Annotated in this window: 13 protein-coding genes and 1 pseudogene; 11 read left to right on the plus strand and 3 right to left on the minus strand. The window is 61.2% G+C overall.

Features of this window, described 5'->3' with window-relative positions; translation table 11 throughout:
- Positions 1-28 precede the first annotated feature (28 nt).
- The 8 genes from HLH45_RS06780 to sctC all read left to right on the plus strand — a co-directional run bounded on the left by HLH45_RS06780 (position 29) and on the right by sctC (position 7,059).
- Entirely contained in the window at positions 29-421 is a 393-nt protein-coding gene (locus tag HLH45_RS06780) for a type III secretion protein HrpB2 (RefSeq protein WP_008575450.1), read from the plus strand.
- Position 422: 1 nt separating this feature from the next.
- Positions 423-1,184 carry a type III secretion system inner membrane ring lipoprotein SctJ gene (sctJ, locus tag HLH45_RS06785; protein ID WP_008575454.1) on the plus strand — a complete coding sequence of 254 codons (762 nt, stop codon included), beginning with the start codon at positions 423-425 and terminating at the stop codon, positions 1,182-1,184.
- 7 nt (positions 1,185-1,191) lie between these two features.
- Positions 1,192-1,821 carry a type III secretion protein HrpB4 gene (locus HLH45_RS06790; protein ID WP_008575455.1) on the plus strand — a complete coding sequence of 210 codons (630 nt, stop codon included), beginning with the start codon at positions 1,192-1,194 and terminating at the stop codon, positions 1,819-1,821.
- A complete protein-coding gene (sctL, locus tag HLH45_RS06795) occupies positions 1,806-2,507 on the plus strand; it encodes a type III secretion system stator protein SctL (protein WP_008575457.1) in 702 nt (233 codons plus the stop codon). The genes HLH45_RS06790 and sctL overlap by 16 nt, the downstream gene beginning before the upstream one ends.
- Complete coding sequence (sctN, locus tag HLH45_RS06800) at positions 2,497-3,825, plus strand: type III secretion system ATPase SctN (protein WP_008575459.1); 1,329 nt, start codon at positions 2,497-2,499, stop codon at positions 3,823-3,825. Before sctL ends, sctN begins: the two co-directional genes overlap by 11 nt.
- A complete protein-coding gene (locus HLH45_RS06805; RefSeq protein ID WP_008575461.1) occupies positions 3,818-4,327 on the plus strand; it encodes a type III secretion protein HrpB7 in 510 nt (169 codons plus the stop codon). The genes sctN and HLH45_RS06805 overlap by 8 nt, the downstream gene beginning before the upstream one ends.
- Positions 4,324-5,154 carry a type III secretion system export apparatus subunit SctT gene (sctT, locus tag HLH45_RS06810; protein ID WP_008575462.1) on the plus strand — a complete coding sequence of 277 codons (831 nt, stop codon included), beginning with the start codon at positions 4,324-4,326 and terminating at the stop codon, positions 5,152-5,154. The genes HLH45_RS06805 and sctT overlap by 4 nt, the downstream gene beginning before the upstream one ends.
- A gap of 81 nt (positions 5,155-5,235) precedes the next feature.
- Positions 5,236-7,059: a type III secretion system outer membrane ring subunit SctC gene (sctC, locus tag HLH45_RS06815; protein ID WP_008575464.1), complete on the plus strand. Its 1,824-nt coding sequence runs from the start codon at positions 5,236-5,238 to the stop codon at positions 7,057-7,059.
- A gap of 224 nt (positions 7,060-7,283) precedes the next feature.
- Here the strand turns inward: sctC and HLH45_RS06820 are convergent, their stop codons facing one another.
- Positions 7,284-8,249, minus strand: coding sequence for an IS1595 family transposase (locus HLH45_RS06820; protein ID WP_008575466.1), 966 nt, complete (start codon positions 8,247-8,249; stop codon positions 7,284-7,286).
- A gap of 423 nt (positions 8,250-8,672) precedes the next feature.
- Between HLH45_RS06820 and HLH45_RS06825 the strand changes: the two genes are divergently transcribed.
- Both HLH45_RS06825 and HLH45_RS06830 read left to right on the plus strand, forming a co-directional pair.
- Positions 8,673-10,895, plus strand: a complete 2,223-nt coding sequence (locus HLH45_RS06825; protein ID WP_171309878.1) for a Ulp1 family isopeptidase — start codon at positions 8,673-8,675, stop codon at positions 10,893-10,895.
- A 139-nt stretch (positions 10,896-11,034) separates the two neighbouring features.
- Positions 11,035-12,150: pseudogene (locus HLH45_RS06830) on the plus strand (IS3 family transposase).
- A 53-nt stretch (positions 12,151-12,203) separates the two neighbouring features.
- Here HLH45_RS06830 and xopA read toward each other — a convergent pair.
- Positions 12,204-12,557: a XopA/Hpa1 family type III secretion system protein gene (xopA, locus tag HLH45_RS06835; protein ID WP_008575475.1), complete on the minus strand. Its 354-nt coding sequence runs from the start codon at positions 12,555-12,557 to the stop codon at positions 12,204-12,206.
- Between the two features lie 368 nt (positions 12,558-12,925).
- Here xopA and HLH45_RS06840 point away from each other — a divergent pair, with 368 nt between their 5' ends.
- Complete coding sequence (locus HLH45_RS06840) at positions 12,926-13,489, plus strand: lytic transglycosylase domain-containing protein (protein WP_008575476.1); 564 nt, start codon at positions 12,926-12,928, stop codon at positions 13,487-13,489.
- Between the two features lie 463 nt (positions 13,490-13,952).
- Here HLH45_RS06840 and HLH45_RS21745 read toward each other — a convergent pair whose 3' ends face one another.
- Positions 13,953-15,512 (minus strand): hypothetical protein, encoded by a 1,560-nt coding sequence (locus tag HLH45_RS21745; protein WP_033478973.1) that lies wholly within the window; start codon positions 15,510-15,512, stop codon positions 13,953-13,955.
- Between the last annotated feature and the right edge of the window lie 82 nt (positions 15,513-15,594).

Raw genomic sequence — 15,594 nt, forward strand, 5'->3', positions numbered from 1 at the left:
GCCAGTCCCGACCCCATAGGAGTATGCGATGACGCTCATTCCTCCTGTCCAAGCGATTGCCGGCACCAGTGCTGCCGCGACCCAAGCGCTGTCGCCGGTGGCAACGCCCAACCAAGCGCTGGTGAATCGCTTTCAAGCGCTGATGCAATCCTCCAGCCCCTTGCCGCCCGCCATGCAGCGCGTAGGCAACCCGAGCATGATGAGCCGGGTGGTCGATGTGCAGAACGATGGCGTGCGCACCATCGCCGAGCATATCGATGCCTTCAGCATGCAGGCACCGACCATGGGGCTGCAGGAAATGGCAGCGCAGCAGATCAAGTTGATGCACGAGCTGACCATGGTCGGCTTCAACCTCAATGTCAGCGTGGGCGTGGCGCAATCGGGAAAGAACGCCGTGCAGACGCTGGTGAAGAACCAGTAGCATGCGCGCGCCGAGATGCCTGGTGGTGCTGCTGGTGGCGCTGCTGCTGTCTGCGTGCAGTCAGCAGCTGTACTCCGGGCTCACCGAAAATGATGCCAACGACATGCTCGAGGTGCTGCTGCATGCGGGCGTGGATGCGTCCAAGGTCACGCCAGACGACGGCAAGACCTGGGCGGTGAACGCACCGCACGATCAGGTGTCCTATTCGCTGGAGGTGCTGCGCGCGCATGGTTTGCCGCATGAGCGGCACGCCAATCTCGGCGAGATGTTCAAGAAGGACGGGCTGATCTCGACACCCACCGAAGAGCGCGTACGTTTCATCTATGGTGTGTCGCAGCAGCTATCGCAGACCTTGTCGAATATCGATGGGGTGATCTCGGCCGATGTGGAAATCGTGCTGCCCAACAACGACCCGCTGTCCACCTCGGTAAAGCCGTCCAGCGCTGCGGTGTTCATCAAGTTCCGCGTCGGTAGCGATCTGACCAGCCTGGTGCCCAACATCAAGACGTTGGTCATGCACAGCGTGGAGGGACTCACCTACGAAAACGTCAGTGTCACGCTGGTGCCGGGCGGAGCGGAGAGCGATGCGCAGTTCACCGCATCGGCACCGCCGAGACCTTCGCCATGGCCGTGGCTGGCCGGGTGTGCGTTGGCGTTGTGCCTGGCGGGCGCGGCGGCGCTGTATTGGTGGCCAAACCCGCAGGCGGGCCGTTGGGGCGGCTGGCAGCGCCTGCGCGAGTTGAAGAAAGGCAAAGCCGGGTGAGCGCCGAATGGACAACACGCGGATCGACAATGCGGCACGCTGTGTTCAGCGCTGGACGGACGCGTTGGCGCAACTGGCAGAATCCTTGGACGCCGCACGGGTGGCGCATTGGCTTGGCCCGGTGGCAGCGTCGGGCTGGGCAGCGGCGCCCGTCCACCGTCGTATGCGGGTAATCCAGGCGTGGTCTGGATGGTCGGAATTGTCGCCGTCTGCACTCGGCCTGCATGCGAACCAACTTGCCCTGCTGATGCCCGAGCGATTGGCCAAGGTCCTGATCGCGCGGGCGTTGTTCTCGCGCGGGTTGGCGGTGCGTCGTTGTATCGAGCGCGAACGTCTGGACTGGCTCGAACAGTGTGTGGGGCCGGCCGTGCTTGAGCATGTGCGCCAGAACGCGTCCGCCGGCCTCCCCGTGCCCCTGTTGCCTCGCGATGCCGATCAGGCGGCGTGGGTCGGCGACGGTTGGCGTCGGATGCAGGCCGATGGCGTCTGGTCCAACCCGGTTGTTGCCAAGCTGCTGGCGCTGTCCTTGCCGTTGGGCGCCGCACAGGTGGCCACCGTCGCAGCAGACGGTGCGAGCGATGCCTTCCTGACCGCGCTTCCCACCCTGATACCGGAGGCGTCATGCGTCTGTGGTTGAGGTCAACGCCCGATGCGATCGGCCTGGATTGCGATGTCATTCCGCGCGAGGCGCTGGCCTCGGTGTTGGCGCTGGACGCTGCCACTGCCGAGGTGCACGCACGCTGCGAACAGGCCCTGAGCCAGGCGCAGACACGTGCACAGACGCTGGTCGACGAGGCCCAGCAGCAGGCCGAGGCGATCCTGCACGATGCGCGCCAGAAGGCCGAGCGCAGCGCACGCCTGGGATATGCAGCCGGCCTGCGACGTCAGCTCGATGAGTGGAACGAATCGGGCCTGCGCCATGCCTTTGCCGCCGAAGCGGCCGCGCAGCGGTCACGCGAGCGTCTGGCCGAGATTGTGGCGCGCACCTGCGAGCACATCATCCTCGGACACGATCCCGCGGCGCTGTATGCGCGTGCGGCGCAGGCCCTGGAAGGTGCCCTGGACGAGGCCAAGGCCCTGCGGGTGAGCGTGTACCCCGACGCGGTGGACGCTGCGCGGCGCGCCTTCGATGCGGCCGCCACCGAGGCGGGCTGGACCCTGCAGGTCGAGCTATGCGGCGATGCCGACCTGGCCGTGGGCGCCTGCGTGTGCGAATGGGATACGGGCGTGTTCGAGACCGATCTGCGCGATCAGCTGAGCAGTCTGCGGCGCGTCATTCGCCGCGTGTTGGCCGCACCCCAGGAGCCGGCGGATGCTGGCTGAGACGCCCCTGCTGGAGACAACGCTCGAACGCGAACTGGCCACGCTCGCGGTCGGTCGTCGTTACGGCAAGGTGGTCGAAGTCGTCGGCACCATGCTCAAGGTGGCCGGCGTGCAGGTCAGCCTGGGCGAGGTGTGCGAGTTGCGCCAACGCGATGGCACCTTGTTGCAGCGGGCCGAAGTGGTGGGCTTCAGTCGCGATCTGGCGTTGCTGGCGCCGTTCGGGGAGCTGATCGGGTTGTCGCGCGAGACGCGCGTGATCGGATTGGGGCGCCCGTTGGCGGTGCCCGTTGGACCGGCCTTGCTGGGCCGCGTGCTCGACGGCCTGGGCGAGCCATCGGACGGGCAAGGAGCCATCGCCTGTGACACCTGGGTGCCGATCCAGGCGCAGGCACCGGACCCGATGCGTCGGCGGCTGATCGAACACCCCATGCCGACCGGCGTGCGGATCGTGGATGGCCTGATGACGCTGGGCGAGGGCCAGCGCATGGGCATCTTCGCTGCAGCAGGCGTCGGCAAGAGCACCTTGATGGGAATGTTCGCGCGCGGTACGCAGTGCGATGTCAATGTGATCGTGCTGATCGGCGAGCGAGGGCGCGAGGTGCGGGAGTTCATCGAGCTGATTCTCGGCGCCGATGGTCTGGCACGCAGCGTCGTGGTCTGCGCAACCTCCGATCGCTCATCGATCGAGCGCGCGAAGGCCGCCTACGTCGGCACCGCCATCGCCGAGTATTTCCGGGATCGGGGCCTGCGCGTGCTGCTGATGATGGACTCGCTGACGCGCTTTGCCCGCGCGCAACGCGAGATCGGTCTGGCCGCCGGCGAGCCGCCCACACGCCGCGGCTTTCCGCCATCGGTGTTCGCCGAGTTGCCGCGCCTGCTCGAACGCGCGGGCATGGGCGAGAGCGGGTCGATCACCGCGTTCTACACCGTGCTGGCCGAGGACGATACCGGCAGCGATCCGATTGCCGAGGAAGTGCGCGGCATCCTCGATGGGCACCTGATTCTCTCTCGCGAGATCGCGGCCAAGAACCAGTACCCGGCAATCGACGTGCTGGCCAGCCTGAGCCGGGTGATGAGCCAGATCGTCCCGTACGACCACTCCCAGGCCGCTGGCCGGTTGCGGCGCCTGCTCGCCAAGTACAACGAGGTGGAAACCCTGGTGCAGGTGGGCGAATACCGTCAGGGAAGCGATGCCGTTGCCGACGAAGCGATCGACAGGATCGATGCGATCCGCGACTTTCTCAGCCAACCGACCGACCAGCTCAGTGCCTACGAAAATACGCTGGAACTGCTGACCAGCGTGACCGACGATGCGTGAGCCTGCCTACACCTGGTCGGTGCTGCACCAGCTCAAGGCACGCCGCTGCGAGCGCATGCAGGAACGCCTGAGTGACTGCAGGCGTGCGTTGGAACACTGCGACCGCGAACTTGCCAGGTGCAGACAGGAAGCAGAGGCCTGCACCACGCGCTTGGCCAACTGCGATGCAGCACTGATGGACAAAACCGGCGTGGGGGGTTCGATCGATATCGATACGATCCTGCAGCACGAACGCTTCCGCACCGTGCTGGTCGAGACCTGTCGTGCTGCCGAGCAGGCGCGGGCAGCGGCGGATCAGTCATTGCATAGTGCCCGCGATGAGCTCGCGTCCGTGCAGCAGGCACTGAGCAAGCTGCAGGCACAGGCGCAGGTATACGCAGACAAGGCCGCCAGTGCGCGCCGCGCCAGACAGGCGCAACGCGACGCAGCGGAGGAAGAAGACGCGATCGAGGCACTGGTCGGGCTGCGTTCGCACCGCGCCGCACATGGGGGCGCCCGATGAACGACGCCACCGAAGCCTTGCTGGCCATTTCCTCGCAGGGCGTGTCGTTGTTGACCCTGCTGGCACTGTGCGGGGTGCGCGTGTTCGTGATGTTCATCGTGCTACCGGCAACGGCGCAGGACAGTCTTCCCGGAATTGCGCGCAATGGCGTCATCTACGTCCTGAGCTCGTTCATCGCCTATGGGCAGCCGGCCGATGCGCTGGCGAAGATCCAGACGGCCGGCCTGGTCGGGGTGGTGTTCAAGGAGGCGTTCGTCGGTCTGCTGATCGGGTTTGCCGCATCGACGGTGTTCTGGATCGCCGAGAGCGTTGGCCTGCTGATCGACGACCTTGCCGGTTACAACAATGTGCAGATGACCAACCCGCTCAGCGGCCAGCAAAGCACGCCGGTGTCCACGGTGCTGCTGCAACTGGCCATCGTTTCGTTCTACGCATTGGGCGGCATGCTGATGTTGCTCGGCGCGTTGTTCGAATCGTTTCGCTGGTGGCCGCTGACCCAGCTTGGGCCGAACATGGGGGCGGTTGCCGAATCGTTAGTGATCCAGCAATCCGACAGCATGATGGCCGCCGTCGTCAAACTGTCCGCACCGGTGATGCTGGTGCTTGTGCTGGTGGATCTTGCGATCGGCCTGGTGGCGCGAGCGGCCGATAAACTCGAACCGTCGAACTTGAGTCAGCCAATCCGTGGGGTGCTGGCGTTGTTGCTGCTCGCCTTGCTGACCAGCGTCTTCATCGCGCAATTCGGCGAAGCACTCGGTTTCCTGCATTTCCAGCAGCAATTGCACGATGCTGCCAACCTGTCTGGCAAGGGAGGCGCGACGCACTGATCTTTATTGAGACATTCCCGGCTTTGCACTTCCTACACTGGTCGCTATCGACTTTTTCACTTGCCTAGCAGAGGGAACGCCATGGCTCCTGCCTGTACCACCGCCCACCGCCGACGTGCTCCATTGGCCGCCGTACTGATGCTCAGCCTGCTGCCGCTGTTGTCGCCACATGCCGACGCCGCCCAGGTCCCGTGGCATTCGCGCACGTTCAAATACGTCGCCGACAACAAGGATCTCAAAGAAGTGCTGCGTGATTTGTCCGCCAGCCAGTCCATCGCCACCTGGATCTCGCCAGAGGTGACCGGCACCCTGAGCGGCAAATTCGAAACCTCCCCGCAGAAATTCCTCGACGATCTGGCGGCCACCTACGGCTTTGTCTGGTACTACGACGGTGCCGTGCTCAGGATCTGGGGTGCGAACGAATCCAAGAGCGCGACCTTGAGCCTGGGGACTGCATCGACGAAGTCACTGCGCGACGCACTTGCACGCATGCGCCTGGACGATCCGCGCTTCCCGGTGCGTTACGACGAGGCCGCGCATGTGGCGGTGGTCTCCGGGCCGCCAGGGTATGTGGATACCGTTTCGGCGATTGCCAAGCAGGTCGAGCAGGGCGCGCGTCAGCGCGATGCCACCGAAGTGCAGGTGTTTCAGTTGCATTATGCGCAAGCGGCCGACCACACGACGCGCATCGGCGGCCAGGATGTGCAGATTCCCGGCATGGCCAGTCTGTTGCGCAGCATGTACGGTGCACGCGGCGCACCGGTCGCGGCGATACCCGGGCCTGGCGCCAACTTTGGGCGGGTACAGCCGATCGGCGGTGGGTCCTCCAACACATTCGGCAATGCCGCACAGGGTCAAGGTGGCGGGGCCAGCGGCATCCTCGGGCTGCCTTCGTCCTGGTTCGGGGGCGCATCGTCGTCCGATCGCGTGCCGGTCAGCCCGCCGTTGCCCGGCAGCGGAGCCGCCGCGGCTGCGGGGTCGCCGGCCAGCGTATGGCCGGAACTTAGCAAGGGGCGGCGCGATGAATCCAATCCGATCGACGCCGGTGGTGGCGCAGAGCTGGCCTCCGATGCGCCGGTGATCGAAGCCGACCCGCGCACCAACGCCATCCTGATCCGCGATCGACCGGAGCGGATGCAGAGCTACGGCACCCTGATCCAACAGCTGGACAACCGGCCCAAGTTGCTGCAGATCGATGCCACCATCATCGAGATCCGCGATGGTGCCATGCAGGATCTCGGTGTCGATTGGCGCTTCCACAGCCAGCACACGGACATACAGACCGGCGACGGCCGTGGCGGTCAGTTGGGTTTCAACGGCGCATTGAGCGGCGCTGCCACCGATGGCGCGACCACGCCGGTGGGCGGCACCTTGACGGCCGTGTTGGGAGATGCGGGGCGCTACCTGATGACGCGCGTGTCGGCGTTGGAGACGACGAACAAGGCAAAGATCGTGTCTTCGCCCCAGGTTGCGACGTTGGACAACGTCGAAGCGGTCATGGACCACAAGCAACAGGCATTCGTCCGGGTGAGCGGATACGCATCGGCCGATCTTTATAACCTCTCCGCCGGGGTGTCGTTGCGGGTATTGCCCAGCGTGGTGCCGGGCTCGCCGAACGGTCAGATGCGTCTGGATGTGCGTATCGAGGATGGCCAGCTCGGATCCAACACCGTGGACGGCATTCCGGTCATTACCTCCAGCGAGATCACGACCCAGGCGTTCGTCAATGAAGGCCAAAGCCTGCTGATTGCAGGATACGCCTACGATGCCGACGAGACCGATCTGAATGCGATACCGGGCCTGTCGAAGATTCCGTTGGTCGGTAATCTGTTCAAGCACCGCCAAAAAAGCGGGACCCGCATGCAACGGCTGTTTCTGCTGACCCCGCATGTGGTGTCGCCCTGATGGTTCGCGAAAAGCCATCGCTAGGCGATGGGGGGGCTGCAATTGTCTGACAATCGTTGCATGCCATCGGCCGGATATTGCCGGATATTGCCGGGATTGTTTGGGCAATCATCAGGCTGGTCAAGTGCTTGGTGCGGATGTGTATCGACTCAGCGCGCCTGAGACCGCCGCCTGGATGATCATCGGGTGGCTGAGGCTTCGCCTGTCCTGATTAGCCCTGACCCTCAGCCATGGAAATTGCTGGCAGCATGCAGGACCGGCTCCGGGCAGGGCTTGCAACGCATCATCGCCGTGGCAAGTCGTGGCAGCATCTCGCGCAGACGGAAGCGGCGGTTGAAGCGATAGGCCGCTTCGGCCAGATACCGTCTTGCATATTTGCCTTGCGCGATGGCGTGGTAGACGCCGCTGATGGCACGTTTGAGGTTGCCAAGCACCACATTGACCCACCTAGCACCGGCGGCCTCTGTGGCTGCGCGTCCGCCGCCGGTGTCCAGTGTGGTGTGTGCATGGCCGGCGTCTTCAAGGCGGCGGAAACAGGCCAACCCGTCAGTGTAGGCCTCGCATTCTGGCCCCAGGCGACGGGCGATCCAGTCCGTGAGCGCGGCATTGTCGAAGCTGCACACCGGCTCGATCACCACAAAGCTCGGCGCCGTGAAGCTGGCATCGGTCTGCACCGCAATCAGGAACGGTTGCTTGTTCTCCGATCCGCGCCCAGCCTTGCCACCGTTGCGCTCCCCTCCCAGGTAGGCATCGTCGATCTGCACGAACCCGGACAGTCGACGCGTGACTTCGCGCTCGGCCATGACCTGCATGATCTTGTGCTTCATCCGCCAGGCGGTCCTGTAGTTGACGCCCAGGTGACGCATCAGCTCCAGCGCAGCCATGTTGGTCTTGGTCGAGGTCAACAGGTGCAGCGCCAGCATCCAGGTGCGCAGTGGCAGCTTGGTGCCCTGGAACATCGTGCCTGAGATCAGGCTGGTCTGGTGCCGGCACGCGCTGCACTGGTAGTAGATGACGCCACCCCGCTTGAAGCGCGAGCGCTCGCGCCCAGCGCAGCGCGGACAACGAAATCCATGTGGCCACCGCCATCTGTACAAAGCGCGGTAACACTTGGTGGCCTCGGTGCCGTAGGACGCAAAGAACTCAGGCATCGACAATCCAGCCTGGAACTGCACAGTGTTGATGCTCATCTCGCCACCTCGTTGACTTTAGGTGACGACACCATCAACCCCGCCTGGCGCAGATCCTGCGACTGCTGGCTGAAGGTCGGGGCTAATCAGGTCGCCTGTTGGGAAGGTGCCGGTCACTCCGTATGCCTTCGTCGTCCCAGCCAGCACTTCAGTGAACGACCGCGAAACCGAGCGATTCTCGCCAGAACCCGACACGGGAAGATCGCTTCAGAGGAAGCTTGTTCGTCTCCGATGTTTAATTACATCGTGGATGTCTAGTAAATTATCAATACCATTGCTTACAATTCTTTGAACTTTAAAATAATGGACAGGATATTTAATTTCGACTATAAAAAATATCGCGAAATGACGGAAGCGGCGGATGATTACCGCAATTCTCCGCCTCATGAAGAACAACGGGAAAACCACGGCGCGGGTTATAACATGCATCCGTTGCTTGAATCTCTCCCACGAAGAAATCCTACGCAAGTGCATGCCGATGGCTCGGTTCATCAGATGCGTGCGGCCGCGCCGACCTCCAGAACCCATAGGGATTACTTAAAAATATTAGAACTAATAAGCGCCTATGGCGATGGCAAAGGTATTCCCGAGCTACAAAGAAGCTTTCCAAGCTTTGCTGCCTTTTTGATGGACAGTGGCTTGTCGCATGTAAATGGCAGGCAGATGCTTCAGGAACTGAATGAAGATCAACGCGACCAAGTCATACATCAAATAATAAGACGAATTGAGTATTGTGCGGATCCTGAATATCGAGAAGTTGCGCTGAGCCGACTGGAGTCGGATTGCAGTGGAAAAATTACGCTAAGTCAACGGACTTTGGATCGCATTGACAAAGCCAAAGCCAAAGCCGAAGCCAAAGCCAAAGCCAAAGCCAAAGCCAAAGCCAAAGCCAAAGTCGGAGTCGAAGCCGGAGCCCAATGCAAGATCAACGAAATTATGGAATATATACCAAGATATGAAGCATTAGAGAAAGTGCCAGTGCGTGTGGGATTCCATGCTTACCTGCGTGGTGATGGCTCATTCGGCCCAGGGCTATCTGGCATCCTTCGATACATGACCCCAGATCAGAAGAAAAGATTGTATCTAGCAAGTGAGAGACGCAAACTGGCCTTGGCCGCTCCAAAAAGCAAGCCTCTAAAAGGCGTATTCCGGACCCTCCATCAAAAACCAAATTTGCTTCTTGAGATTTCGAGCAAATTCAGCAATAGAGCGTACAGCATCAATGATTCAAGCAGCGGATATTTATCACAAGCAGACCTGGAAGAAATGGTCGACGAGGAAACCGGCGAACTGACTCGTCTGGGTGAAGCAGTGATTTCAGGAGCATCCCAAGGCATCCAGACGGCAATTCGAGCCAACTTCAGAATGCGTTATCAACAACCGGATCTGCCTCCATACAGTCCCCCTCAGGCCTTCCATCGGCCAGAAGAAACGTGGAATCCCCATACTCCGGCGGGTTCTTCCTATTCGTCCCTGTTCCCGCCCACCCCTTCTGGCGGTTGGCCGCAGAACGCATCAGGTGAGTGGCATCCCGATACTCCGGCGGATTCTTCCTATTCGTCCCTGTTCCCGCCCACCCCTTCTGGCGGTTGGCCGCAGAACGCATCAGGTGAGTGGCATCCCGATACTCCGGCGGGTTATTCCCATCGTGCATGGCCAGCCCAGCCCGAAGCGTCGAGTTCCACCTTCGATGATCTTGAGTCCTTGGACTATAGGCAGAACTATGGTTATCGCGAATTCGACCTTAACACCCCCCAGGAAATCGAGCAGCCAGGGTGGTGGCAGCAAGCCACGCCCGCCCAAAGCACGGACTCGACCTTCGATGGCCTCTCCTCCATGAGCCATTACGGTAGCGAATTCGACCTCAACATCCCCCAGCAAGAAGAGTACCCTAATAACCATGGCACGCAGACCCCCATGGGATATTCGGCCATGACTCCTGAAAGGATCGATGTGGACAATCTGCCGTCGCCCCAGGACGTCGCAGACCCCGAACTTCCTCCAGTGAGGGCCACTTCGTGGCTGCTGGATGGACATTTGCGCGCCTACACCGATGACCTAGCTCGCCGATTGCGAGGGGAGCCCAACGCCCATTTACTCCACTTTGCCGACTCGCAGGTAGTGACCATGCTGAGCTCCGCAGATCCAGACCAACAGGCCCGCGCACAGCGCCTTCTTGCCGGAGACGACATCCCACCTATCGTGTTCCTGCCGATCAATCAGCCCAACGCTCATTGGTCATTGCTCGTCGTCGACCGGCGTAACAAGGACGCTGTTGCGGCCTACCACTATGATTCCATGGCACAGAAGGACCCACAGCAACGCTACCTTGCTGATATGGCGGCCTATCACCTTGGCCTTGATTATCAACAAACTCATGAAATGCCCATCGCGATACAGTCGGACGGTTATTCCTGCGGCGATCATGTGCTGACCGGGATAGAGGTGTTGGCCCACAGGGTACTCGACGGCACCTTCGACTACGCAGGCGGCAGGGACCTGACTGATATCGAACCAGACCGCGGCCTCATCAGGGATCGTCTTGCCCAAGCGGAGCAAGCTCCAGCAGAAAGCAGCATCAGGCAAGTTCCCGCACGATCCAACGAACAGAAGAAAAAGAAAAGCAAGTGGTGGAAAAAGTCCTAGCAGTTCGACCATCAGCGGTAAAGTAGGGTTGGCAGGATTAGGGAAGGTCTGATCAACTGACCCACCCCCGAAAAACCGTGCCGACGTAAAGTAGAGACTTCGCCCCGCATGGGCCCCGTGGATCACGAGGAATCAGGCGATGAAGAAGTCCCGTTTTACCGAAGAGCAGATCGCATACGCGCTCAAGCAGGTCGAGCTGGGGATGGCGGTTGGCGAGGTGTGTCGCAAGATGGGCATTGCGGAGGCGACGTTCTATGTGTGGCGCAAGAAATACGGTGGGCTTGGACCCTCCGAACTGAAGTGCCTGCGCGTGCTGGAAGAGGAAAACCGCAAGCTCAAGCAGCTGGTTGCCGACCTGAGCCTGGACAAGGCGATGCTCCAGGAGGTGGTCACAAAAAAACTCTAAGGGCGCCCCAGAAGCGCAGCTGGGTTGTCCGCTTGAGAGAGCGCTTCGGCGTGAGCGAACGACGCGCATTGCGGATCGTTGCGATGTCGCGCTCGGCGTTTTCGTACAAGGCCAAGGCGCGCGACTGCAGCGCCATCCGCTTGCGGATGCGCGAGATCACGCAGACGCGCATCCACTATGGCTGCGAACGCGTATTGGTGGTGCTGCGGCGCGAAGGCTGGCGGGACAACCACAAGCGGGTGCATCGCATCTACAAGGAAGAAGGCCTGTCGTTGCGGCATTGTCGCCCGCGACGTAGTCGCAGCAGTCGTCGCCGGCAACCGATCAAGGTGGCCACGGCGCCCAACACGCTGTGGGGCATGGACTTCGTCAGTGACGCGCTGTTCGATGGCCGTCGCTTCCGGCTGCTGCCGGTGCTGGACCACTTCACGCATGAGTGCCTGGAGATCTTCGTGGATCAGTCCTTGGGCGCTGACGATGTCGCCGACGCAGTGGTGCGGCTGGTCGTTCAACGAGGCAAGCCGGAAGCGATCAAAATGGATAACGGCAGTGAGTTTGCCGGCAAGGTCTTGGACCGCTGGGCCTATGAAAACGGCGTAGAGCTGGACTTTTCCCGACGTGGCACGCCGACGGACAACGCGATGGTGGAAAGCTTCAACGGCCGGCTGCGACAGGAGTGCCTGAATGCGCATTGGTTCTTGTCTTTAGCCGATGCACGGAGCAAAATCGAAGCGTGGCGGCGCTTCTATAACGAGGAGCGGCCCCACAGTGCACTGGCATGGAACCCCTGCGGAATTCGCCCGAGAACACGGGTCCCAAGCGAATTCAATGAGGGTGCCTGCAGGCTGAAGCATGAAACGGCAACCTGCAGGCCGTGGTCGGTAGGGGCGACCAACAGTTGTTTACTGCATCGATGCAGTGTCGCCCGAGAGGCTGAGGCTAGTGTTGAGCCATCCATCGGATAAACCACCGAGGCGTCCGCCATTCTTCGCCTGTAAAATGTCTCCGATGATATTCATTAGCATCTGGGTGCGTGGCGACGGAAAATCGGTGGGCTTGTCAGAGTTCGGGCAATCATCAGCATTGTCGTCCTGCAGAAGCATTGAAAAGATGAACTGGGTCAGCAGTTGGTCCAGCTGCTTTTCCGAGATGCCTTGATTGCATTGATTTGAATCGAATTTTTGAAATTGGTCCGGGTTGACTTGTATAAAGGAAGAGTCGACGCCGAGGAGCGACGTATTCAATGAATTGATCATAGCGATTTCTCTCTGGTTTAACTAGGATTTGTCTTTCGCTCAACTGCCGGGGCCAGGAGGCAACGACTGCTGTGTCGCTTTCCGCCCCGCTGAACAGTAGAAGCTGAAAATCATCGGCGCCATAGAGTATGCGAAATTACGCTTGTGCAAGCGAAGAGGTAAATAAAAAAGATTCTTAGGGTCGATAAGAAAATCCACGGGGTGTCGTTGAAAAACTTTTTTCGCTTGCCTATTAAGTGTTTCGTAGGTCCCGAGTAAATCGCGTACAGGTGGCGTTATGTTGCCGCCGTCGAGCGTCGTGGGTCGTTGTGTACCGGCGCTCTACTCACCTGGAGACCTGTATTCAATCGAGATCGAGGTAACGACACATGATCAATTCAACGATCGCATTCAAGTATGTCGATAAAGTATCCAATTGGCAGTGGGAGGCCTCGTCCGGGCTTTCGCCGAAGCGGCGCATGCGCGCGCAATGGTCCGGACGTGATCGTCGGGCAGGGGCTGGTCCGCAGCGCATTTTGTTTGCGGCAGCGCTGGCATGCGCGGCGCCTTTCGCACGCGCGGATTGCTTCGAAGAAGCTGCCGGATATCAGCACGTCAACCCTTGGGTGCTGCGGGCCATTGCCTGGCAGGAATCGCGCGGTCGCGCCGACGCGATCCATCGCAACAACAACGGTACGGTGGATTACGGAAAGATGCAGATCAACTCCATCCACCTACGGCGGCTATCCGGCTATGGAATCTCCAAGGACGCGTTGATGCAGCCCTGCGTCAGCGTGTATGTGGCAGCCTGGAGGTTGCGCGAGATGACCAATAAATATGGAAATACCTGGGCTGCAGTAGGCGCCTACCACTCCGAAACGCCGGGAGAGCGCGATAAATATGCGCATGCCATTCATTCGATTCTGCTAAGGCGCGGTGTGATTGATGAATAGCGGGTGTGCCACTGCAGGAGGACGTAGGCGCAGCCCGATGTGCGCGGGGATTCCCTGGGGTGATGGCGTAGGACCGTACAAAGCGGCGGCGCCCCGCGACGGAACTATCTGCAGAAATAGCGCGGTGACCGTGCTGTCGCGCATACGGTGACTGAAATGGCGATCGCCACAGCAGCATCCGTCATCATGGGTCGACAAGGTGCGTCGCGCGGCTGGAGACCTGTGGTGCAGAGACCCGCTAGCCGCGACCTGAGCTGAGAACTGGCATACGCAGCCTAGCTTTCGATCAATCCCTGCTGTCCGCCGCCGCCGGTTGGTTTGTTAGGACGTGCTGGAGGCTGCGCATGGAGCCACCACACAGCTGTCGCACACGCACTGCCGTTGAACCGGCAGTGCGTGTGCGACCACCAGGTGCTGCACTCGTCGATGGCTGCGCGATAGCCGTCGCCAGGCGCGGCCACGCTCACTCAGTTCGCGTGCGAGCGGCCTCGGCTTCGCGCACTGCCGCTGCAGCCTGCCAGGTGCCGGCGATGACCTTGTACTGCATGCCGGCGGCCATGCCCGCCAATGTATTGGAGAGCAGCGCACTGCGAGCTGGCGACAAACCGAGCCAGGTGCCAATCATGTTGACTGCTGTACCGAATGCGATGTTGGAGTTGATGGCGGCCGTACGCGCGACAGAATGATCCATGACCCGCTCATAATCCTCGCGCTTGGCCTTCCAGGTTGGTTCCGAGATCTGCTGCGTCCCGGCTTCGTCGGCTTCGTGTTGGGTGACATTGAGCCAGCCGGCTGTCTCCAGACCGACATTCAAGGCCGCGTTCACCGCCGCTTGCTGAAAGACGACCCTGGTCGCCTCTCCCATGTTGAAGGGCGACATCAGTCCTGCCCAGCGCTGCCTGGCCGATGCAAAGTCTGGTGCCTCCAGCTCGTTCGACGCCAGGTTGGTCAGGACGTTGGCCATGCCGTAAAACCTGCCTGCACTGGTGACGTGGGGATCGCTGACGCCACCGTTGGTCGGTGACCGCATTCCCACCATGCGGAATGTCGCCTGGATGGCGTCGCGGGCCGCAGCATAAGGGGCGACCTTGAGCTCACTGGCCAGCAGCCTGGCCGCCATCTCCGGTCGGCCAGAAGCCTTGCCCGCAGCGCCGATGGCGATATTGCTCAAGATGCCGGTCAGCGCGAGCCGGGTGACCAGATCCGAGTAATGTTGCTGCTCGCTCCTCTTGTGATGACGTTCGTCTTCGGACAGCGCTTCCCACTGTTCAAGATTCAGGTTGTGAAAACCTCGGGCGGCGGCATCCGGATTGCGGTTTTCGCGGTTGCGCCGCAGCGTATGCAGGGCCAGATGCAGCGTGCCCGACACCGCCTGCATGGCAACGACCGCTTCGGGTGGGAGCTGGCGAAACGCGGCAAACAGCGCTTCGCCGATCAACTCGCGCACGAACGTGGTCGGTCCCACGGAGGTGGTCTGGTGCACGAGATGTCCCAGCGCAGCGCCCAGGTATTGTTTGTCGAAGCTGATCGGTATGACACCGCGCGCCGCAGCTGCGACCGCTGTCGCGGCGGGTCCAAGGAGGGTGGTGACTCCATGTGTTGCACCTGCGCGGACCGACGCCGTCAGTGCGCCCAAGCGCGCAGTGCCTGTCGCAGAGGTGGATGCATGCGCTTGGGAGCCATGTTGTGCAGCGTGTTCCTGGGAAAGTGATGGCAAAGCCGATGGTTCCAAGGAGTCTTCAGCGTCGTAGAACTGCTCGCTGCTGCTCTCTTCCCCACGCAGCGGAGCATGCAGCTGCGGACTTCCATAGGGGGACAGGTCTGCGTCGTTGGCGGTTTCATATCCGCTGTCGCTTCCTGTGCTATTGCGTCGTCCCGAAGGTCTGGGCGGCAGGGCGGAGAGGGGAGAATCGATCCTGGGCGTCGATGTATCGTCGCGTCGTTGTGCCGGTATCTCGATCACAATATCGCCGCTTGTGGCTTGCGGTTGCTGGGAGGTACTGGCTGAAGAGATCTTCGTCACGGCTTGTCCTCGCGTTGGGGGGATATCGGCATGCTCTCGCCCAGGCTTGCGGGGCGATTGATCGATAGCGCCGGACGATGGG

The organism is Xanthomonas euvesicatoria (genome assembly GCF_013112235.1).
In the GTDB taxonomy this organism is placed as follows: Bacteria; Pseudomonadota; Gammaproteobacteria; order Xanthomonadales; family Xanthomonadaceae; genus Xanthomonas; species Xanthomonas euvesicatoria.

What these genes read in the sequence shown, in the direction of transcription:
- sctT (WP_008575462.1), top strand. Translation starts at nt 4,324, where the DNA reads ATGAACGACGCCACCGAAGCCTTGCTGGCCATTTCCTCGCAGGGCGTG.
- sctL (WP_008575457.1), top strand. Translation starts at nt 1,806, where the DNA reads ATGCGTCTGTGGTTGAGGTCAACGCCCGATGCGATCGGCCTGGATTGC.
- sctN (WP_008575459.1), top strand. Translation starts at nt 2,497, where the DNA reads ATGCTGGCTGAGACGCCCCTGCTGGAGACAACGCTCGAACGCGAACTG.
- HLH45_RS06780 (WP_008575450.1), top strand. Translation starts at nt 29, where the DNA reads ATGACGCTCATTCCTCCTGTCCAAGCGATTGCCGGCACCAGTGCTGCC.
- xopA (WP_008575475.1), bottom strand. Translation starts at nt 12,557, where the DNA reads ATGATCAATTCATTGAATACGTCGCTCCTCGGCGTCGACTCTTCCTTT.
- HLH45_RS06820 (WP_008575466.1), bottom strand. Translation starts at nt 8,249, where the DNA reads ATGAGCATCAACACTGTGCAGTTCCAGGCTGGATTGTCGATGCCTGAG.
- HLH45_RS06825 (WP_171309878.1), top strand. Translation starts at nt 8,673, where the DNA reads ATGCATCCGTTGCTTGAATCTCTCCCACGAAGAAATCCTACGCAAGTG.
- HLH45_RS06840 (WP_008575476.1), top strand. Translation starts at nt 12,926, where the DNA reads ATGATCAATTCAACGATCGCATTCAAGTATGTCGATAAAGTATCCAAT.
- HLH45_RS06805 (WP_008575461.1), top strand. Translation starts at nt 3,818, where the DNA reads ATGCGTGAGCCTGCCTACACCTGGTCGGTGCTGCACCAGCTCAAGGCA.
- sctJ (WP_008575454.1), top strand. Translation starts at nt 423, where the DNA reads ATGCGCGCGCCGAGATGCCTGGTGGTGCTGCTGGTGGCGCTGCTGCTG.
- sctC (WP_008575464.1), top strand. Translation starts at nt 5,236, where the DNA reads ATGGCTCCTGCCTGTACCACCGCCCACCGCCGACGTGCTCCATTGGCC.
- HLH45_RS06790 (WP_008575455.1), top strand. Translation starts at nt 1,192, where the DNA reads ATGGACAACACGCGGATCGACAATGCGGCACGCTGTGTTCAGCGCTGG.